The organism is Frigidibacter sp. RF13, from assembly GCF_026626305.1.
GTDB lineage: Bacteria > Pseudomonadota > Alphaproteobacteria > Rhodobacterales > Rhodobacteraceae > TMP-24.
This window is the reverse complement of the sequence record NZ_JAPNUE010000002.1, coordinates 461,700-479,963: the sequence shown is the minus strand read 5'-3', so window position 1 is coordinate 479,963 and position 18,264 is coordinate 461,700. Positions and strand designations below refer to the sequence as shown.

Here is an 18,264-nt window from a genome sequence, read left to right as displayed (position 1 = left end):
GGGAACGGGAACGGGAACGGGAACGGGAACGGGAACGGGAACGGGAACGGGAACGGGAACGGGAACGGGAACGGGAACGGGAAAAGCTGGTCCGGCAAGGGCGTGAAGTAAAGGCGAAAACTCTTCCCTTCCGATCGATTCTCCCTTATAGGCGCGCATCCGCCCCGCCATGGGACGGTCCCTCCACGGGCCTTGCTGGACGACATCCCGGCCTGCGCCATAACCCCTTTCTGAAAGGAGACCCCGATGTCGATCACGGTTGAAGAAAAGAACCGCCTGATGAAGGAATATGCGACCAAGCCGGGCGACACGGGTTCGCCCGAAGTCCAGGTCGCGATCCTGTCGTCGCGCATCGCGACGCTCACCGAACATTTCAAGAGCCACGCGAAGGACAACCATTCGCGTCGTGGCCTCCTGATGATGGTCGCCCAGCGCCGCAAGCTTCTCGACTATCTCAAGGCCAAGGACCAGGCGCGCTACGCAAGCCTGATCGAGCGCCTCGGCCTGCGTCGCTGACGCGGTCCGGCTGGAACGACAGGAGCCCGCGCCGAAAGGTGCGGGCTTCTTGCTTTGGAACCCCGCCCAGACTCATGTTGGAAAGGGCGAACGCCCCCCGCTGAGGCCACTGCAAGCGATAACGTTACAGGATAGGCGGAAAGCAGTCACACTTCCGCGCTTTGCGTGCCCATAGCCTTGCAACCTCCGGAACCGGCGCCTAAAGGCGAAGCGAGTTGATGGTTTTTCGCCTTCCGAAGGATTGAACCCGTATGTTTCAGAGCCTTTTGAAGTCGCTCCGGCGCCCGGGCGTTCGCGCCACTTTCCCGGTGCTTGCGCTTGCGGCGCTCCTTGGCGCCTGCGCCCGGCCCGAGCCCGGCGCGGAAATCAACGACCCCTATGAGCGCGGCAACCGCTCGGTCCACCGGTTCAATACGGCCGTGGATAAGTTCTTCTTCGGCAATGATGAGCAGAAGGGCGTGATCCCGATCATCCCGCGCCCTGTGTCGATCGGCTTCAGCAATTTCGCCTCGAACCTCGGCCAGCCGAGCGCCGTCCTGAACAGCCTGCTGCAGGGCAAGCCCGGCCCGGCCCTGCAAAACACCCTGCGCTTCGCGGTCAATTCGACGATCGGCATCGGCGGCCTGTTCGACCCAGCCAGCAAGATCGGCATCCCCGCCGACCCGGCCGACTTCGGCGAGACCCTGCATGTCTGGGGCGTCGCGGAAGGCGCCTATCTGGAAGTGCCCTTCCTCGGCCCTTCGACCGAGCGGGATCTTGCCGGTACCATCGTCGATATCGTGATCGACCCGGTCAACGCACTGGTCGACACGAATGAGGCTGCCTATATCACGGTTGGACGGCTGACGGCCAAGGTCGGCAACCGGCAGCGGTTCGCGGATACCTATGAATCCATACTCTATGACAGTGCAGACAGTTATGCCCAGGCGCGGCTTCTCTACCTGCAGAACCGCCATTTCGAACTGGGCATCGAGGAAGAGACGTTCGATCCCTATGAGGACCCCTATGCCCAGTAATCTTTCCCGCCGCGCCTTTTCGGCGCTTGGCCTGGGTCTTGCTGCTGCGTCGCTGATGCCGGGCGGCGCGCAGGCCCTGAATGTGGACGAGGCGCGCGCGCTGATCGACAAGCTGATCGGCGAGATCAACAGCGTGATCAATTCCGGCCAGTCCGAAAGCGCGATGTTCAAATCGTTCGAAGGCATTTTCGCGCGCTATGCCGATGAAGGCTATATTGCCGCATCCGCCCTCGGCCCGGCAGGCAAGAAGGCGAGCGCGGCGCAGAAGCAGGCCTTCGCGAGCGCCTTCAAGCGCTATATCGCGGTCAAGTACGGCAAACGGTTCCGCGAATTCATCGGCGGCAAAATCGAGGTAAGGGACGCACGCCCTCTGAAGAACTTCTTCGAGGTCGTCTCGACCGCGAAACTTCAGGGCCAGAGCCCGTTCGAAGTGCGCTGGCATGTATTCGACAAGTCCGGAAAGGTGCGGTTCTTCAACCTGATCATCGAAGGCGTGAACATGCTCGCCTCCGAACGGACCGAGATCGGTGCGATGCTCGACAAACAGGGCGGCAATATCGACAAGCTGATCGCAGCGCTTAAGGCTGCGGGCTAAGCCGCGACAGCATCGACGGATGGATGGGGGCGGTTTCCGCCCCCTCTTTCATCAATTCCCGCCTGTCAGGATATTGATCAGGATATCGCCCAGCGTCTGGCGCCGCTCGGGCTGCGGCTGAGCAGCCTGCCCGCCGGTCGCATCGAAGACCTGGCCGGGGTAGGTCGGCGCCGTCGGCACGCCGTCGGCGTTCACGTAAGCGGCGGGCGGCAGTTCTTCGGGCCGAATCATCGGCAGGGGCGCCGGTTCGAGCCCTTCGTTCACCCGCACCATCACCTCATGCCAGATCTCGGCTGGCAGGCCGCCGCCGGTTGTGCCCTTCAGGGGGGTGTTGTCATCGTACCCCATCCATACGCCGACCACATAATCGGCGGTGAAACCGATGAACCAGGCATCGCGCGCCGACTGGGTGGTGCCGGTCTTGCCCGCCGCGGGCCAGCCGTCAAGCCGCGCGCGGCGCCCTGTCCCACGCTCCACCCCCTGGTTCATCATATAGATCAGCTGACGCGCGGCATTTTCGGAAATCACCCGCTCGCGTATGCCGCCCTCCTGTCCAAGGAAAGGCTCGCTTTCCCCTTTGAAGCGCAGTTCGATCAGCCCATAGGGCTTCACTGCCGAGCCACCGTTCAGAATCCCGGCATAAGCACCGGTCATCTCGATCAGGGTCGATTCCGATACGCCCAGCACCACCGCCGGGCCTTCGGCGAGCTTCGAGGCAAAGCCGAACCCTTGCGCGACCGCCTTCACCGCCTCTAGCCCCGCCATTTGCGACACGCGGACCGTCGCGGTATTCACCGAACCGGCCAGCGCATCAGTCAGGGTCATGGCCCCGCGGAAGCCCGGATCGTAATTCTTCGGGCACCAGTCGCCCGAACCGGCGGTGTAGATACAGATCGGGCTATCATCGACGATGCTGTTGGCCGTGTACCCAAGGTCGAGCGCCGCAGCATAGACGAAGGGCTTGAAGGTTGATCCGGGCTGTCGCAGCGCCTGGGTAGCGCGGTTAAAGGCGCCCGGCCCCTGCACCTCGCGCCCGCCGACCATGGCGCGGACCGCGCCGTCGGCCGACATCACGACAATTGCGGCCTCCGCCTTCGACCCTTCCTTCAGCTTGGTCTCGAAGACCTGTTTCAGCGCCGCTTCCGCCGCTGCCTGAATACGCTGATCGAAGGTCGTCTCGATGATCACATCTTCGGTCGTGTCGTTGGTCAGGAAGGCCGGTCCCGTCTCCATAACCCAGTCGGCGAAGAACCCGCCCGCCTTCTGCGCCGCCGCTTTCGACAGTTTCGCCGGATTGGCCAGTGCGTCCTTGTATTCGCTGTCCGTCAGATAGCCCTGATCGCGCATCAAACCCAGAACCAGCGCCGCCCGGTCCTGAGCCCTTTCCATGTTCGCCGTCGGCGCATATTTCGACGGCGCCTTCAGCAGGCCCGCAAGCATTGCGGCCTCCGACGGGTTCACATCATTGGCCGACTTGCCGAAATAACGCTGCGCCGCCGCTTCGAACCCGCGCGCGCCCGCACCCAGATAGGCGCGGTTGAGGTAGAGCGACAGAACGCCCTCCTTGCCGTACCTGGCTTCAAGCGCCATCGCATATGGGATCTCTTTCAGCTTGCGCTTGATGCCGCCGGACCGGCAGTCGGCTTCGTAGTCGGCTTCGCTCTTCCATTGGCTGGGGTCATAGGTGACCCCGAGGCACAGAAGTTTCGCAAGCTGCTGGGTGATCGTGGACCCGCCATTGCCCTCGAACGGCCCCCGACCCTCGCTCATGTTAATCTTGATTGCCGAGGCGATGCCGCGCGGGCTGACGCCGAAATGGCGGTAGAAGCGCTTGTCCTCGGTCGCGATGACCGCGTTCTTCAGATAGGGCGATACCGTATCGCCGTCGATCGAACCGCCGAAGGTCTCGCCCCTCCAGGCAAAGACCTTGCCGTCGCGATCGAGAAGCGTGACCGAGCCGCGCACGCGGGCGTCGATCAGATCATCGTAGGGCGGCAGCTGCGAATAGTAATAATAGGTAATGCCCCCGAGCCCCAGCGCCGCCACGATGCCCACGCGCCAGCTCATGGTCCAGATCAGCCCGATCAGCCCGAAGATCAGCCTGGTGAAGATATTGCCACCGCGCGCCCGGCGCGGGCGCTTGGGCTTCTTCGGCGGCCGGGCCTTCGGCGCGGGCTTGGGTGCGGCCCGTTTCGCGGCATAGCGCCTGTCGGCGACGAGCCTGCCGTTGCCCCCGTTCTGACCTGCCATGCCTCACACCGTTCTTATGCCTTTGGCGCGCGACAATAGACCCTTCCCGCCGGGATGTGGAGCCTCGCAAACGCCCGCGCGCCTTTCAGAAGCGGTGAAAGTTTAGGCAGCCTTCCCCCTACATGCCGATTTTTCGGGATTCTGAAGACCTGCAACCGGCCGGAACCGGCGAAATCTTGCCATGCCGCAGCGCAGCAACCCCAGTAAGGGCAGGCCGGCACGACCCGGCGGCCGGATATGGAGGCAGATGTGAAACTGATCATAGCGGCAATCAAGCCCTACAAACTCGACGAGGTCCGCGAGGCGCTGGTGGCGATCGGCGTGCGCGGCATGATGGTGACCGAGATCAAGGGGTTTGGCGCCCAGTCGGGTCATACCGAAATTTATCGGGGCGCCGAATATGCGGTGAACTTCGTCCCCAAGGCGCGGCTGGAGATCGCCGTGCCCGACAACCTTTCCGACGAAGTGGTCGACACCATCGCCCGCACCGCCCGCACCGACAAGATCGGTGACGGCAAGATCTTCGTCCTCGACCTGAAGCAGGCGCTGCGCGTCAGGACTGGCGAGACCGGCGACGACGCCCTCTGACCCATGCGTGACACAAGGATGCACCCCATGAAACTTCGATATCTCATCCCCGCGCTCGCGCTCGCGGCGCCCGCCTTCGCCCAGGAGGCGGCCGAGGCCGCCCCCGTCATGGACAAGGGCGACACGTCCTTCATGATGATCGCGACGGTCCTCGTGCTCTTCATGACCCTTCCCGGCCTCGCGCTCTTCTACGGCGGCCTTGTGCGGCAGAAGAACATGCTGTCGATCCTGATGCAGACGACCGTGGTTGCCTGCCTGGTGATGATCCTCTGGGTCATCTACGGCTATTCTGTCACCTTCGGGGGCGGGACGAGCGCCTTCTGGGGCGGCACGGCGAAACTGTTCCTGCAGGGCGTCACTGCCGACAGCATGGCCGCGACCTTCAGCGCGGGCTACGTGATCCCCGAATATGTCTTCATCGCTTTCCAGATGACCTTTGCCGCGATCACGCCCGCGCTGATCATCGGCGCTTTCGCCGAACGGGTGCGGTTCTCGGCCGTCCTTCTCTTCTCGGCACTCTGGGTCACCTTCGTCTATTTCCCGATTGCCCACATGGTCTGGGATGCAAACGGGCTTCTCTTCCAGATGGGCGCCATCGATTTTGCCGGCGGCACCGTGGTGCATATCAATGCGGGCGTCGCGGCGTTGATCGGCTGCATCGTGATCGGTCCGCGCATCGGCTTCGGGCGCGAGAACATGGCGCCGCATTCGATGGTGATGACGATGATCGGCGCCTCGATGCTCTGGGTGGGTTGGTTCGGCTTCAACGTCGGCTCGAACCTCGAGGCAAACGGCGGAGCGTCGCTCGCGATGATCAACACGTTCGTCGCCACGGCCGCCGCGACGCTTGCCTGGTCGGTCATCGAGGCCGCTGCCCGCGGCAAGGCCTCGATGCTTGGCGCCGCGTCGGGCATGGTGGCGGGGCTGGTCGCCGTGACGCCGGCCTGCGGCACGATCGGCCCGATGGGCGCGATCCTTCTGGGCGCGATCGCCGCGGCCGCCTGTTACTTCTTCGTCACCACCGTGAAGAACATGTTCCGCTATGACGACAGCCTAGATGTCTTCGGCGTTCACGGCGTGGGCGGCATCGTGGGTGCGGTCCTGACCGGGGTCTTTTCCTCGGCCACGCTCGGCGGCGTGAAGGGGGACGACTATTCCATCGGCGCGCAGGTCTGGATCCAGATCGAGGCGGTGGCGATCACCATTGCCTGGACCGGCATTGTCTCGTTCGTGCTCTACAAGATCGTCGACATGCTCGTCACGCTGCGCGTCGATCAGGACAGCGAGCGTCAGGGCCTCGACCAGACCGCCCATGGCGAAAGTGCCTATCACGGCTGAGCCCGGGTCGTTCTGAAAAATGAAGGCGGGGCACGTGCCCCGCCTTTTCATATCCCGACTGCAAGTATCGCCCGCGCCAGGATCGGCACGGTTGTCCGGTTCAGCCCCGCGATGTTCAGACGGCTATCGCCCACCATGTAGATCGCATGTTCGCTCTTCAGCCGCTCCACCTGCTCCGGCGTGGCGCCGAGGCGCGAGAACATGCCGCGATGCTGAGCGATGAAGCCGAACCGGTCTGAGCCTGAGAGTGTCCTCAACTCGTTTGCCAGCTGTTCGCGCAAGGACAGCATGGTCTGGCGCACCTCTTCCAGTTCCGCCATCCAGTCGGCCCGCAGCGCCGCGTCGGTCAGGATGGTCGTCACCACCCGCGCGCCATGGTCGGGCGGGAAGGAATAGTTCTGGCGGTTGAGGAAATTGAGGTTCGCCTGCGTCACATCGCGGCCAGCCTCCGCGCCCAGCGCCATAAGGACGCCCGTGCGTTCGCGGTAGATACCGAAATTCTTCGAACAGGAGGCCGCGATCAGCACCTCCGGCAGCCGCTCGGCGATCAGCCGTGTACCGGCGGCATCGGCCTCCAGCCCGTCGCCGAAGCCCTGATAGGCGATGTCGATGAAGGGTGTGGCACCGGTCCGTTCCAGAAGCGCCGCGACCTCGGCCCATTCCGGCAGGGTCAGGTTCGCCCCGGTCGGGTTGTGGCAGCAGCCGTGCAACAGGACCACATCGCCCGCCTTCACGGCCTTGAGGTCCTCCATCATGCCCGCGAAATCGACACCGCGCGTCTCGCCATCGAAATAGCGGTAGGGCTTCCAGGTCATGCCAAGGTAAGTCAGGATCGAGGTATGGTTCGGCCAGGTCGGGTCCGAGACCCAGACGGTCGCGCCCGGCGCCGCCATGCGAATGAGTTCGAACGCCTGCCGGATCGCCCCCGTCCCGCCCGGTGTTGCGACGGATGCAATGCGCGGCGCATGGGCCGCCCCCCCGAAGATCAGGTCCGCCATCGCCGCGTTGAACGCGGGCTCTCCGGCTAGGCCGGTGTAGGTCTTGGTGTCCTGCGTCTGCCACAGCCGGTGCTCGGCCGCCTTCACCGCCCGCATCACCGGCGTCAGGCCCGTCGGATCCTTGTAGACGCCGACGCCGAGGTCGATCTTGCCTGACCGTTCGTCTGCCTTGAACTGGCCGATAAGCTGTAGGATCTTGTCCGCCGGTTGCGGTTTCAGTGCGTTCAGCATGGCAAATCCTTTCAGCCCTTGGCGACTTTCAGATCGCCGTACATGCCCCATTCGGCCCAGGAGCCGTCATAAAGCGAATGGTCGCGCTTGCCCATGCGTTCGAGCGCCAGGCTCAGGACCGCGGCAGTGACACCCGATCCGCAGCTGGTGATCGCGGGTTTCTTCAGATCGACGCCCGCGGCGGTGAAGACCTTCTCCAGCTCGCCCGCCGGCTTCATAGTGCCATCAGGATTCAGGACAGACCGGTAAGGCACGTTCACCGCCCCCGGGATATGGCCCGACCGCAGGCCCGGGCGCGGTTCCGGCTCCTCGCCCGAAAACCGCCCAGGCGAGCGCGCATCGATGATCGCGTGATCGCCAAGCTTCGCCGCTGCCGCGACCTGGGTTACGTCGCGCACCAGATGGGCCTGGCGCTGCACGGTGATATGGCGGTCGCGGACCATGGGCGGCATGTCCTCGACCGGGCGCCCCTCGGCTTTCCACTTTGGAAAGCCGCCGTCCAGCACCGCGACATCCATCTTGCCCATTAGCCGGAAAGTCCACCAGACCCGCGCTGCCGAGAAAAGCCCCGCGCCGTCATAGACCACCACCTGATGGCCGTCGCCCACCCCCATCGCCCGCATCCGGCTGATGAACATCTCGGGCGGCGGTGCCATATGCGGCAGGCCCGACCGCTGGTCGGCAATCGCGTCGATATCGAAGAAACGCGCGCCGGGAATATGCGCCTCGGCATATTCCGCCTTCGGGTCGCGCCCGGCGTCCGGCAGATACCAGCTCGCATCGAGGATCCTCAGATCGGGGTCTTTCAGATGGGCCTCAAGCCAGTCGGTCGAAACCAGGGTCCGCGGATCGTCGGTCATGGCACTTCTCCTCGCAACGATTTCAGGGAATAGCCGCGGGAGGTCGGATGACGCAAGCGCGAGTTTCATGGAGGTGACACAGGATGGGGCAGCGCCATGCCCCACCCTGCCCCGACGCGCGTCAGGAATTCTTCGCCATCATGCTCTTGAGGAGGCCGACAATTGCCATCAGAACACCACCGCCAACGCCACCCGATGCGACCGAGGCGATGATCGAGCCGATGTCCATCCCGGCCGCCGGATCGCCTGCGCCGAGCGAGCCGAGGATCTGCTGGCCAAGCCCGCCGCCGATGATGCCGGCGATCGAGTTGCCGATGGGGCCAAGGTCGAGGTTCTTGAGGATCTTGCCGACGATATTGCCACCGGCGGCCCCCGAAAGGAGGCTGATGATCAGTTGTTCCATGAGTACTCGTTCCTTCCTGTCGGGCCGATGTTCACGTCCGGCGGTCCGGCCCATACACGCCAGATGCGCGAACCCTGCCACGGGTTCGCACGTCTGACAATCTCTAGTGTGGTGACGGTCAGCCCTGCTTCAGAAGCCGCTGTTTCTGGCGGTTCCAGTCGCGCTTGGCCTCTGTTTCACGCTTGTCGGCGACCTTTTTGCCCTTGGCGACGCCGATCTTCAGCTTCACCCGGCCCTTGTGGTTGAAATACATGACCAGGGGCACAAGCGTCATGCCCTCGCGCCCGATCGCCTGCCAGAGGCGCGACAGTTCCTTCTTCGAAACGAGCAGCTTGCGCTTGCGCCGTTCCTCATGGCCGAAGACGCCCGCCTGCTTGTAAGCGGCGATATAGCCGTTGATCAGCCACAGCTCGCCTTCCTCGACCGAGGCATAGCTCTCGGCAATGTTTGATTGACCGGTGCGGAGGGACTTGACCTCGGACCCGGTCAGAACGATGCCAACCTCGAGATCGCTCTCGATGAAATAATCGAACCGCGCGCGGCGGTTTTCGGCGATCACCTTGTAATTGGGGTCGTGCTTTTCGGCCATGATTGGGCTGAGATAGGCGAGCGCCGCGCCCGAGTCCAGCACCGGGTGGCGTGGGGAAGTGAGCGGGGAGGGAGAGAGATGATCCTGCAGATCGCAATCGGCGCGACCTTGATGCTGACGACGATCGCCGTCGCGGGCGGTACGCTCTGGCAGGTAGAGATCTGGCTCCGGCGCCACCGCGACTGGGTGATCGAGGTGCCCCATGGCCCGAAACTGCTTTTTCTTCTTTGCGCTGGCGCCGTCTGGATGATCGGACTTCTCACGATCTGGGTCTGGCTCTGGGCGCTGACCTTCTACGCCCTCGGGCTCTTTCCCGGGCTTGAGCCATGCGTCTATTTCGCGCTCGTCTCCTTTACCACGCTCGGCTACGGAGATCTGCTCTTGCCGCATGAATGGCGGCTTCTGGGCGGCATGACCGCTGCGAACGGCTTCCTGAATTTCGGCATCCTGATCGCAAGCCTGACCGAGGCCTTGCGCAATGTCCGCCTCGCCCAGATCGCGCGCGGCGGGGATCAGAAATAACTTCGGACAAGGGCGCCGGACACAAGACTCCAGCCGTCCGCGACCACGAAGAAAGCAAGCTTGAACGGCAAGGAGACGATGGCGGGCGGCACCATCATCATGCCCATCGACATGAGGATCGCGGAAACAACGAGGTCGATGATCAAGAACGGCAAATAGAGAAGGAAGCCGATTTCGAACGCCCGCGCCAGCTCGGACAGCATGAAGGCGGGGACAAGCAGCGACAGGGGCGCAGTGGCCGGATCGGTCAGGCCCGCGGTCTGGGGGCGGAGCCCCGCAAGCGACGCAAGCGTGTCGGGGTCGAGCCGCGCCGCCATGAAGGCGCGGAAGGGTTTCATCCCTGCCTCGAAGGCTGCGGCGATCTCCATCTGCCCCTCGGCCAGCGGTTTTCCGGCCTGAAGCCAGGCCTCGGTGAAAACCGGCTCCATGATGAACCAGGTGAGAAAGAGCGCGAGCGAGACGATCAGCAAGTTGGGCGGCGATTGCTGCAGCCCGATCGCCTGCCTCAGGATCGCGAGGACCGTGACGATGAAGGGAAAGCAGGTGACCATCACCGCTATTCCCGGCGCAAGGCTGAGGACGGTGACAAGTGCGATGAGCGTCATCGACTGGCCGGAAAGCGTTGGCGCGCCGCCCGTGCCCTGAAGACCGCGTGCCGCGAGGTCGAGCAGGTCGCCCGCCCCCGGCTGGTCCTGTGCCAGCGCCGGGACCGTTGCCCAAGCGAGCGCCAGAAGACTCACAAGCAGCAGTCGCGTGGCTGTCTGCAGGTGCGTCACTCAGAGACCATCCTTCAGATCGGCGACCTCGGTCAGCCGCACCGCCAGCTGGCCCGCGCGGTCGCCGTCCAGTTCGGTCAGCATCCCCCGCCCGATCAGCTTGTCGCCGACATAGAGCTCGACCGGGTCCTCGACCCGCCGGTCGAGCGGCAGGACCGAATCGCGCGTGAGCCGCAGAAGGTCACGCACCACCGGCCGGGCGCGCCCGACCGAGATGGTGATGGTGATCGGCACCTGAGTGAAAGGATTGCCCGCGTCAGTGGCGGTGTCGCTCATGGCTGAACCTCGTCATGTTCGGTCTGGAAATAGGCTTTCACCGCCGCGCCGATCGCCTCGACCACACCGTCAAGGTCGATCTGCACCTCACCCGCCGCAGTCTTCAGGAATGCCTGGCCGGGGCCGAGTGTCGGCTCCGCGATCACCTGGACCGGCACATCAACCTTCTGGGCGAAAAGTTCCTCCACCATGCCCTGATTGGCGGGCGCGGTGCGGATGGTCACCGGCGTCACCGCCAGCCGTTCCACGACCGGCCTTAATTCCTCAAGGATCATCGGCCCGAGCGCCTGATGGGCGATGGCGGGCAGGACCTTGGCCACCATCTCGTCGAGAAGTGGCTCCAGCGAAGACAGGATATGGCGGCGCGCATCACGGTAGTTCAGCGCCATTTCGGCAAGGTTGCGGCCAAGCTCGGTCCTCAGCCGCGTTATGTCGTCATTCTGCGCGCCCAGCGCATCGTCCCACCCGGCCCGATAGCCCTGCTCGTAGGAATGAAGCTTCATCTCGGCGACCTGCGCGTCGCCCATCAATGTCGCCTGCAGGGGATCGTCGGGCAGATCGAAGGTTTCCAGCTCCAGAAGCCGCGCCATCACGCTTTCTCCGCCTGCGTATCATCCATCCAGCTTTTCAGGATCTCTACTGACTCCTCCTGCCGTTCGGAAATCAGCCGCCTCAGCCGCGCGACCGGATCGTCGATCTCGGCGGGCTCTGCCTCTTGCGCCACGCCTCGGCGCGCGCCCCGCGCCAGCGCGAGGCTTTCGGGGAAGGTGCCGTCCTCCTCGATCACGCCCGTCAGAACCGGCCCGGAGACCGCGTGCGGGGCAGGCAGCGAAGCCGCCACCGGCGCGGCACGCGAGGTCAGGACAGGCCTGACCACGAACAGACCAAGGACCAGCGCCACGACAGCGAGCACCGCGAGCTGCACGAGCGTCATCACATCGATCGCAAAGGCAGCGAAGCCGCCGCCGGAAGCCTCGCTTCCCGCCGCCGCGACCGGCTCGAAGGCGAGAGACTTGATGGTGATCACATCGCCCCGCGCCTCGTCAAAACCCACTGCCGCCGCGACCAGGTCCTTCAGCGCCGCCAGTTCGTCGTCGGGGCGCGGCGCGGCCGAGACGGTGCCGTCGGCCGCGGTCTGGCTCACCCCGTCGACCAGCACCGCCACGGTGATGCGCCGGATCGCGCCGGGGTTCTTCACCAACTCGCGCTTGGTCTCGCTCACCTCGTAATTCACCCGCTCGCGTGTCGTCGAATCGTTCGACTGCGAACTTTTGCCTCCACCCGCCGCGGCGCCCGTGGGCAGGTTCGAAGCCACGCTCACCGACGGGTCGCCCTGATCCTGCGCGCTTGAACTCTTTTCCTCATTCTCGGACGAAATCGCCACACGGCCCTGCGGGTCGATCTTGCGTTCCGAAATCGCCTCGCTTTCCGTCACCGTCTCGACCGCGACCTCGACCACCGCCTTGCCGTAACCGACCCGCGCCTCGAGCAGGCGTGTGACATTTTCCCTCAGCGCCGCCGCCCGGTCCGACCCCGCCTTCGCGCCGGTATCGTCATCGGCGAGGATCAGGTTTCCGTCGCCATCGATCACCGCGACATCCTCCGGCTTCATCCCCGCAACCGCCGAGGCGACCAGGAATTTCAGCGCCCGCGCATGGTCCGGCGAAAGCGACCCATCGCGCGTCACAACCGCGACCGAAGCCTTGGGCGTTCCGGTCTGGCGAAAGCCCTGCGGCTCGGTGTTGGAAATATGCACCCGGACCGACCGCATGTTGGGAATGGCCGCGATGGTCCGGGCGAGTTCGCCTTCCTTGGCGCGCCAATAGGCGGCGTCAAACATCTGCGATGTGGTGCCAAAGCCTGACAGCCCGTCCAGAAGTTCATAGCCGCCGCCGGAATTCTGCGGCAGGCCCTGGGCGGCCAGTTCCATCCGCAACTCGTCACGCCGCGTCGACTCGACATAGATCGCCTGGCCGCGCACCTCATAGGTCACGCCGCGCTGGTCGAGTGCCGCCAGCACCTCGCCCGATCGAGTCCCTTCGATCCCGGCATAGAGAAGCGCGAGCGACGGTCGGGTCGCGACCGCAGTCAGCGCATAAACGGCGGCGAACATCGCAAGCGTCGCGAGGACCACGATGATGCGCTTCCTGGGATCGAGCGCCTGCCAGACGGACATCACTTGCACGTTCGGTGCCTCCCTACCGGGCTTCTGCCCCGGGTCTTTGCCGGTAGGTCATGCTTCCGCGATCGGCCTTAAGAATCGGTTAGTCGCATTCGGCCTATACCGGGGAAGGCCGGAAGGATGGGACGATGTCGGAAGCCCCCGAAAAAACGGAAGAAGAACCAAAGAAAAAGTCCAAGAAGCCGCTGATGATCGGCCTCGTGCTGATGCTTGCGCTCGGCGGCGGCGGCTTTTTCGCCGTCTACAAGGGGCTGGTGCTCGCCCCACACGATGCCGAGGCCGAATCGCATGCCGAGGCGGAGGGCGCCGTGCCCCTGCCCGAGATCGCCTTCGTGCCGATCACGCCCTTGGTCGTCTCGCTCGGCCCGAAGGCGGGCGGGCGGTTCCTGCATTTCACCGCCCAGATCGAGGTCGAGAAGAAATACGAGCCCGACGTGACGCTGCTTCTGCCGCGCATCCTCGATGTGCTGAACGGCTATCTGCGCGCGGTCGGCACCGGCGAGCTTGAGGATCCCGACGCGCTGGTGCGGCTCCGCTCGCAGATGCTGAGGCGTGTGCAACTGGTCACCGGCGAGGGGCGCGTGCGCGACCTTCTCGTGACCGAATTCGTGATCAACTAGGAGGGCGCGATGGAGCTGATCGCCGATATTATGCTGGGCGGGGGCGCAATCGGGGCGGGGCTCTTCTGTTATGTGCTCTCGCGCCGGCTTTCGGCCTTCACCACGCTTGAAAACGGCATGGGCGGCGCGATTGCCGTCCTGTCGGCGCAGGTAGACGACATGACGAAGGCCTTGGAACAGGCGCGGACGGCAGCGGGCGAATCGTCCCGTGCGCTGACCGATCAGACCGCGCGGGCCGAGGATGCGGCGCGGCGGCTGGAACTTCTGATTGCCTCGCTGCACGACCTGCCTGAAGGGGGCGAGCCGCGCCGGACGCGGGTTGTCCGCAATGGCGATACGCGCCACCGCAGGCCCGATGACGAGGAGGCCGCCTGATGAGACTTGCCCTGTTGCGTGAAGCACCCGCCGCCCGCCGCCCCAGACGGCGCCGTGGCCTGATGATGATCGCGCTTTTCCTCGGTCTGTCCGGCCTGATCCGCATCGGCGACGGGATCGGCCATGCTCTGGCTGAAACGTCGAGCCACGGGACCGAACCGCCCATGACCGAGGCCGCAGCCGGCGCGGAATGCACGCCCGATGGCGGGGCGTCGGCACTTCTCGATGCGCTGAAGCTGCGCGAGGCACGGGTCAGGGAACAGGAACTGGCCCAGGAGAACGAGGCGCAGACATTGGCGCTCGCCCGCGCTGAGATCGAAGAAAAGATCGCCGCGCTGACGGCCGCCGAGGAAAAGCTCGCCGCAACCGTCCAGCAGGCCGACAAGGCGGCGGAAAAGGACGTGGCCAAGTTGGTCGCGGTCTACGAGACGATGAAGCCCAAGGATGCGGCAAAGCTATTCAGCGAGATGGACCCGGATTTCGCCGCCGGTTTCCTTGCCCAGATGCAGCCCGCTGCGGCGGCCGCCGTGCTGGCCGGGATCGAGCCGTCGAAGGCCTATACGATCAGCCTGATGCTGGCGGGCCGCAACGCAAATGCGCCGAAAAGCTGAAGGAAAGACGGAATCTTAACCCGCCCCCCGCAGGCTGGGGCGGGAACCGGGTTCGGGATGGTAGGTAATGGTCGGCATCATTGGCATCGTCATCATCTTTGTGATGGTGTTCGGCGGCTACACGCTGCACGGCGGCAAGCTCGGCATCGTGCTGGAGGCGCTGCCCTGGGAAATGATCATGATCGGCGGCGCGGCGGCGGGGGCCTTCGTCGTGGCCAATGACGGCGCGGCGATCAAGCAGACGATGAAGGATGTGGGCAAGGTCTTCAAGGGACCGAAATGGAAGGCCCCCGACTACCGCGATCTGCTGTGCCTGTTGTTCGAGTTGATCCGGCTGGCCAAATCGAACCCGGTGGGGCTCGAGGAGCATATCGAGAACCCGCACGAAAGCTCGATCTTCGGCAAATATCCCAAGATCGCGCATGACCATGGCGTCGTTGACCTGATCTGCGACACGATGCGCGCGGCCTCGATGAACTATGACGATCCCCATCAGGTCGAGGAAGTGCTGGAAAAGCAGCTTGAGGCCAACCACCATCATGCGATGCATTCCAGCCATGCGCTGCAGTCGATCGCAGATGGCATGCCCGCGCTCGGCATCGTCGCGGCCGTTCTCGGCGTCATCAAGACCATGGGCTCTATCGACCAGCCGCCCGAGATCCTCGGCGGCATGATCGGGTCGGCACTTGTGGGAACCTTCCTTGGGGTCTTCATGGCCTACGGGCTCGTCGGTCCCTTCGCGGCCAAGGTGAAGGCGGTGGTCGAGGAGGATGCGCATTTCATGAAGCTGATCCGCGAGGTGCTGGTCGCCAACCTCCACCGCCATCCGCCGAACATCTGCATCGAGGTCGGCCGCCAGAATGCGCCCCATCATGTCCGCCCGAGCTTCTCGGATCTGGAGGAAACATTGAAGGCGCTGAAGGCGGATGCGGCATGATGAAGACTGCTGCCCGAGTTGTTCTTGCGCTGTTTGCCGGGCTCTGGATGCCGGCGGTGACGCTGGCAGAAACGGTCACGGTGCGGTCGGGCGAGCATGGCGATTTCACCCGCCTTGTCGTCGATCTGGGCGGCGACAGGCAGTGGCAGTTCGGACGGACGGAAGACGGCTACCTCCTCCAGGTCGAAGATCCGACGCTTCAATTCGACATCGCGTGTGTTTTCGAACGCGTGCCGCGTACCAGGCTGACGAGATTGTCGGCGGCGGCGGGCGAACTGCGGCTCACGCTCGCGACGAGCACTTTCGCCCTGCTCGCGAAGGAAGGCGGCGGACGCCTGATCATTGACATGCGGCACGGAACCGCCCCGAAGGGCTCGCCTTATGAAAACGCAATCGCGACAGCTATCGCCGCCGACGATGTCGGGAAGAAATCGGCGGGCCCCCTGCCCCATCCGGTCTCGACCCCGCCTGCCGCCGCGCCCGGGCTTGCGGCGACCTTGAGCTACCGGCCCGAAACCAACAGCGCCGCCAGCCTGCCGATCTATTGGCGCAATGTCCTCGAGCCCGGGGCCGGTCAGGAGGAAAAGGCAGGGGCCGCCCCGGAAACGCCGCAAGACCCCGAAATCGAAGTCGCGACAAATGGCGCCGATCTCGAAACGGGCCCTGAGGACGCCGCCGCATCGCCTTTGCCCGGCGATGGTGACGATCCGGGTAGTCCGGCGACCGACCTGCCCCCCGATCTGCCGCTTGACCTGCCGACACCGGGCTTCGGCATGCTTTCGCTTCCCGTACCGTCCCCCGAGGTGCTGGCGCTGGAGGAGGATCTGCGCGAACAGGTCGCGCGCGCGGCGTCGCAGGGGCTCGCCGAGGCGTCGGTCGACAAGATTGCTGACCCGCATAAGAGCACCGAGAAGACCGGCCACCAGGAGGCGCCGGCGAAAAAGGACATGCCCGCGGAACCGCCCACCGCCGACGATCACATCGCTTTCCATGCCGAAACCTCGATGGACCGGGATGCGCGCGACAATCCGCGTGCGGTCAGTGTGACCGAGGACGGGCTCGCCTGCCCGGATGAGGAACTCATCGACCTGCGCCATTGGGGCGACGACCGCGCCGCACCCCTGCAGCTGGCCGAGGCGCGGGGCGGCCTGACCGGTGAATTTGACCGGCCCGACGAGGCGGCGGTCCTGCGCCTCGCGCGGCTATACCTTTACTTCGGTATGGGGGCAGAGGCACGGTCGGTCATGACCGGCTTCGGCCTGCAGGCGGAAGGGGCGCCTCTCCTCGTGGACATGAGCTACATGGTGGACGATCGCTCGCCACCGCCGCCCGGCGCCTTCGCGCCCTATGCGCAGTGCGAGACCTCAGCCGCACTCTGGGCCTTCCTGTCGACGCCCGATGCGGCACCGCCGCCGGTCGCGAACCTGCCGGCGCTCATCCGGACCTTTTCCGGTCTGCCCGCGCCCCTGCGCATCGCACTCGGGCCGCGGCTATCGAACCGGTTGATCGCGGCGGGCGCGCTCGACGCCGCCAAGACCGTACGCAATGCCGTTGCCCGCAAGGCGGACGATCATATCCGGCCGCTTAGGATGATCGAGGCCGAGATCGCGCTGGGCGAAGGCGAAGCCGACGCGCACGAGAAGCTGACTGATCTGGCCGAAGGTTCCGACGATTTCTCGGCAAAGGCGCTGATCCTTTCGGTCGAAGGGCGCTTGCAAAAGGGCGAGGCGGTGCCGGCGTCCGAGGTCGACGATCTGGCGGCGCTCGCCTTCGAACGCAGGAACGGCGACGATGCGGATAGGCTCGCGGCGCTAGAAATCAAGGCGCGGGCCGCTTCCGGCGATCTGCCGCACGCTTTCGAGCGCTTCGCGGACTGGAGCCGGGACGCCCCGGCGGAGACGGCGCGAAAGACCGCGCTCACATTGTTCGCCGCGCTCGGGGCCGATCCCGATGACGCATCGTTCCTCGGAGAATATTTCGCCCGCAAGCCGTTTCTTCCGGCCGATGCCGACGCCGATGTGCGCCTGCGCCTCGCGGAACGGCTCGGCGGGCTCGGCCTTTACGAGGAAGCGCATCTTCTTCTTCCGGCGACGCTGCACACGGGTGACGAAGCGCGGCTGGTGCTCGCACGCGCAGCCGCGCAGGCCTTCCGCTATGAGGAAGTGATCGCGATGACCGGCGGGCTTGATCAATCGGAGGCGCGGGCGCTGCGGGCAGAGGCCCTCGATGCGCTGGGCGATCATGCGGCGGCAGCCGATCTTTATGCCGCGTTAGGCGAAAGCGCGGCGGCGGCCGGGGCGGCCTGGCGCGGCGGCGATCTGGCACGGGCGCTCACCGATGGAAGTTTCGGCGAGATGGCGGCGATCCTCGGGGCCGACCCGTCCGCGCCGCAAGAGAACGAAAGCGCGCCCGGCCTGACGGAGGCGGGCGCAACACTCGCGGGCAGCAAATCGCTTCTGATGGAAAGTTCCGAACTTCGCACGGCACTGACCGCGCTTCTGGCCGCCCAGGGTTCCGCGGGAGCGCCCTGAAACCTCGTTGACAGTTACCGAATCTCAACGCCCGCGCCCTAGCCTAGCCC

20 protein-coding genes are annotated in these 18,264 nt (G+C 65.0%); 11 read left to right on the top strand and 9 right to left on the bottom strand.

Annotated elements, in window-relative coordinates:
* The first annotated feature begins 246 nt into the window (after positions 1 to 246).
* The 3 genes from rpsO to OU426_RS07995 all read left to right on the top strand — a co-directional run bounded on the left by rpsO (position 247) and on the right by OU426_RS07995 (position 2,127).
* The gene (gene rpsO / locus OU426_RS08005; protein WP_267633401.1) at positions 247 to 516 is read left to right on the top strand and encodes a 30S ribosomal protein S15; all 270 of its coding nucleotides are present in this window, start codon (positions 247 to 249) and stop codon (positions 514 to 516) included.
* A gap of 251 nt (positions 517 to 767) precedes the next feature.
* Positions 768 to 1,532, top strand: coding sequence for an MlaA family lipoprotein (locus OU426_RS08000; protein ID WP_267633400.1), 765 nt, complete (start codon positions 768 to 770; stop codon positions 1,530 to 1,532).
* A complete protein-coding gene (locus OU426_RS07995) occupies positions 1,522 to 2,127 on the top strand; it encodes an ABC transporter substrate-binding protein (protein WP_267633399.1) in 606 nt (201 codons plus the stop codon). Before OU426_RS08000 ends, OU426_RS07995 begins: the two co-directional genes overlap by 11 nt.
* A 51-nt stretch (positions 2,128 to 2,178) precedes the next feature.
* Here OU426_RS07995 and OU426_RS07990 read toward each other — a convergent pair whose 3' ends face one another.
* On the bottom strand, positions 2,179 to 4,377 hold the full coding sequence (locus tag OU426_RS07990) for a transglycosylase domain-containing protein (protein ID WP_267633398.1): 2,199 nt from the start codon (positions 4,375 to 4,377) through the stop codon (positions 2,179 to 2,181).
* 249 nt (positions 4,378 to 4,626) lie between these two features.
* Here OU426_RS07990 and OU426_RS07985 point away from each other — a divergent pair, with 249 nt between their 5' ends.
* Both OU426_RS07985 and OU426_RS07980 read left to right on the top strand, forming a co-directional pair.
* Positions 4,627 to 4,965 (top strand): P-II family nitrogen regulator, encoded by a 339-nt coding sequence (locus tag OU426_RS07985; protein WP_267633397.1) that lies wholly within the window; start codon positions 4,627 to 4,629, stop codon positions 4,963 to 4,965.
* A gap of 27 nt (positions 4,966 to 4,992) precedes the next feature.
* Positions 4,993 to 6,303 (top strand): ammonium transporter, encoded by a 1,311-nt coding sequence (locus OU426_RS07980; RefSeq protein ID WP_267633396.1) that lies wholly within the window; start codon positions 4,993 to 4,995, stop codon positions 6,301 to 6,303.
* A 47-nt stretch (positions 6,304 to 6,350) separates the two neighbouring features.
* Here OU426_RS07980 and OU426_RS07975 read toward each other — a convergent pair whose 3' ends face one another.
* The 4 genes from OU426_RS07975 to smpB form a co-directional block, all read right to left on the bottom strand.
* Positions 6,351 to 7,532, bottom strand: coding sequence for an amino acid aminotransferase (locus tag OU426_RS07975; RefSeq protein ID WP_267633395.1), 1,182 nt, complete (start codon positions 7,530 to 7,532; stop codon positions 6,351 to 6,353).
* Between the two features lie 11 nt (positions 7,533 to 7,543).
* Entirely contained in the window at positions 7,544 to 8,392 is an 849-nt protein-coding gene (sseA, locus tag OU426_RS07970) for a 3-mercaptopyruvate sulfurtransferase (RefSeq protein WP_267633394.1), read from the bottom strand.
* A 121-nt stretch (positions 8,393 to 8,513) separates the two neighbouring features.
* Positions 8,514 to 8,795 (bottom strand): hypothetical protein, encoded by a 282-nt coding sequence (locus tag OU426_RS07965; protein ID WP_267633393.1) that lies wholly within the window; start codon positions 8,793 to 8,795, stop codon positions 8,514 to 8,516.
* 118 nt (positions 8,796 to 8,913) lie between these two features.
* On the bottom strand, positions 8,914 to 9,384 hold the full coding sequence (smpB, locus tag OU426_RS07960) for an SsrA-binding protein SmpB (protein ID WP_267633421.1): 471 nt from the start codon (positions 9,382 to 9,384) through the stop codon (positions 8,914 to 8,916).
* 78 nt (positions 9,385 to 9,462) lie between these two features.
* Here smpB and OU426_RS07955 point away from each other — a divergent pair, with 78 nt between their 5' ends.
* Positions 9,463 to 9,906 carry an ion channel gene (locus OU426_RS07955; protein ID WP_267633392.1) on the top strand — a complete coding sequence of 148 codons (444 nt, stop codon included), beginning with the start codon at positions 9,463 to 9,465 and terminating at the stop codon, positions 9,904 to 9,906.
* Here OU426_RS07955 and fliP read toward each other — a convergent pair.
* The 4 genes from fliP to fliF are packed head-to-tail and all read right to left on the bottom strand — an operon-like array spanning position 9,897 to position 13,134.
* The gene (fliP, locus tag OU426_RS07950; RefSeq protein WP_420712575.1) at positions 9,897 to 10,682 is read right to left on the bottom strand and encodes a flagellar type III secretion system pore protein FliP; all 786 of its coding nucleotides are present in this window, start codon (positions 10,680 to 10,682) and stop codon (positions 9,897 to 9,899) included. The two genes, OU426_RS07955 and fliP, sit on opposite strands and share 10 nt — an antisense overlap.
* A complete protein-coding gene (locus OU426_RS07945; RefSeq protein ID WP_267633391.1) occupies positions 10,683 to 10,958 on the bottom strand; it encodes a FliM/FliN family flagellar motor switch protein in 276 nt (91 codons plus the stop codon).
* Entirely contained in the window at positions 10,955 to 11,548 is a 594-nt protein-coding gene (locus OU426_RS07940; protein ID WP_267633390.1) for a FliH/SctL family protein, read from the bottom strand. The genes OU426_RS07945 and OU426_RS07940 overlap by 4 nt, the downstream gene beginning before the upstream one ends.
* The gene (gene fliF / locus OU426_RS07935; RefSeq protein ID WP_267633419.1) at positions 11,548 to 13,134 is read right to left on the bottom strand and encodes a flagellar basal-body MS-ring/collar protein FliF; all 1,587 of its coding nucleotides are present in this window, start codon (positions 13,132 to 13,134) and stop codon (positions 11,548 to 11,550) included. The genes OU426_RS07940 and fliF overlap by 1 nt, the downstream gene beginning before the upstream one ends.
* Before the next feature lie 134 nt (positions 13,135 to 13,268).
* On the opposite strand from fliF, the gene OU426_RS07930 reads away from it, so the two are divergent.
* The 5 genes from OU426_RS07930 (at position 13,269) to OU426_RS07910 (ending at position 18,214) form a co-directional block, all read left to right on the top strand.
* Positions 13,269 to 13,760: a flagellar basal body-associated FliL family protein gene (locus OU426_RS07930; protein WP_267633389.1), complete on the top strand. Its 492-nt coding sequence runs from the start codon at positions 13,269 to 13,271 to the stop codon at positions 13,758 to 13,760.
* Between the two features lie 9 nt (positions 13,761 to 13,769).
* Complete coding sequence (locus OU426_RS07925; protein WP_267633388.1) at positions 13,770 to 14,135, top strand: DUF6468 domain-containing protein; 366 nt, start codon at positions 13,770 to 13,772, stop codon at positions 14,133 to 14,135.
* Positions 14,135 to 14,746, top strand: coding sequence for a MotE family protein (locus OU426_RS07920; RefSeq protein ID WP_267633387.1), 612 nt, complete (start codon positions 14,135 to 14,137; stop codon positions 14,744 to 14,746). Before OU426_RS07925 ends, OU426_RS07920 begins: the two co-directional genes overlap by 1 nt.
* A 67-nt stretch (positions 14,747 to 14,813) precedes the next feature.
* Positions 14,814 to 15,683, top strand: a complete 870-nt coding sequence (motA, locus tag OU426_RS07915) for a flagellar motor stator protein MotA (protein WP_267633386.1) — start codon at positions 14,814 to 14,816, stop codon at positions 15,681 to 15,683.
* Complete coding sequence (locus tag OU426_RS07910) at positions 15,680 to 18,214, top strand: hypothetical protein (protein WP_267633385.1); 2,535 nt, start codon at positions 15,680 to 15,682, stop codon at positions 18,212 to 18,214. The genes motA and OU426_RS07910 overlap by 4 nt, the downstream gene beginning before the upstream one ends.
* Positions 18,215 to 18,264: the final 50 nt, after the last annotated feature.

Excerpts from the sequence above, each read along its gene's own strand:
- OU426_RS07980 (WP_267633396.1), top strand. The coding sequence starts at position 4,993 with ATGAAACTTCGATATCTCATCCCCGCGCTCGCGCTCGCGGCGCCCGCC.
- rpsO (WP_267633401.1), top strand. The coding sequence starts at position 247 with ATGTCGATCACGGTTGAAGAAAAGAACCGCCTGATGAAGGAATATGCG.
- fliF (WP_267633419.1), bottom strand. The coding sequence starts at position 13,134 with ATGTCCGTCTGGCAGGCGCTCGATCCCAGGAAGCGCATCATCGTGGTC.
- smpB (WP_267633421.1), bottom strand. The coding sequence starts at position 9,384 with ATGGCCGAAAAGCACGACCCCAATTACAAGGTGATCGCCGAAAACCGC.
- OU426_RS07910 (WP_267633385.1), top strand. The coding sequence starts at position 15,680 with ATGATGAAGACTGCTGCCCGAGTTGTTCTTGCGCTGTTTGCCGGGCTC.
- OU426_RS07940 (WP_267633390.1), bottom strand. The coding sequence starts at position 11,548 with ATGGCGCGGCTTCTGGAGCTGGAAACCTTCGATCTGCCCGACGATCCC.
- OU426_RS07920 (WP_267633387.1), top strand. The coding sequence starts at position 14,135 with ATGAGACTTGCCCTGTTGCGTGAAGCACCCGCCGCCCGCCGCCCCAGA.
- OU426_RS07965 (WP_267633393.1), bottom strand. The coding sequence starts at position 8,795 with ATGGAACAACTGATCATCAGCCTCCTTTCGGGGGCCGCCGGTGGCAAT.
- OU426_RS07990 (WP_267633398.1), bottom strand. The coding sequence starts at position 4,377 with ATGGCAGGTCAGAACGGGGGCAACGGCAGGCTCGTCGCCGACAGGCGC.
- OU426_RS08000 (WP_267633400.1), top strand. The coding sequence starts at position 768 with ATGTTTCAGAGCCTTTTGAAGTCGCTCCGGCGCCCGGGCGTTCGCGCC.
- OU426_RS07930 (WP_267633389.1), top strand. The coding sequence starts at position 13,269 with ATGTCGGAAGCCCCCGAAAAAACGGAAGAAGAACCAAAGAAAAAGTCC.
- OU426_RS07995 (WP_267633399.1), top strand. The coding sequence starts at position 1,522 with ATGCCCAGTAATCTTTCCCGCCGCGCCTTTTCGGCGCTTGGCCTGGGT.
- motA (WP_267633386.1), top strand. The coding sequence starts at position 14,814 with ATGGTCGGCATCATTGGCATCGTCATCATCTTTGTGATGGTGTTCGGC.
- OU426_RS07945 (WP_267633391.1), bottom strand. The coding sequence starts at position 10,958 with ATGAGCGACACCGCCACTGACGCGGGCAATCCTTTCACTCAGGTGCCG.
- OU426_RS07955 (WP_267633392.1), top strand. The coding sequence starts at position 9,463 with ATGATCCTGCAGATCGCAATCGGCGCGACCTTGATGCTGACGACGATC.
- OU426_RS07925 (WP_267633388.1), top strand. The coding sequence starts at position 13,770 with ATGGAGCTGATCGCCGATATTATGCTGGGCGGGGGCGCAATCGGGGCG.
- sseA (WP_267633394.1), bottom strand. The coding sequence starts at position 8,392 with ATGACCGACGATCCGCGGACCCTGGTTTCGACCGACTGGCTTGAGGCC.
- OU426_RS07975 (WP_267633395.1), bottom strand. The coding sequence starts at position 7,532 with ATGCTGAACGCACTGAAACCGCAACCGGCGGACAAGATCCTACAGCTT.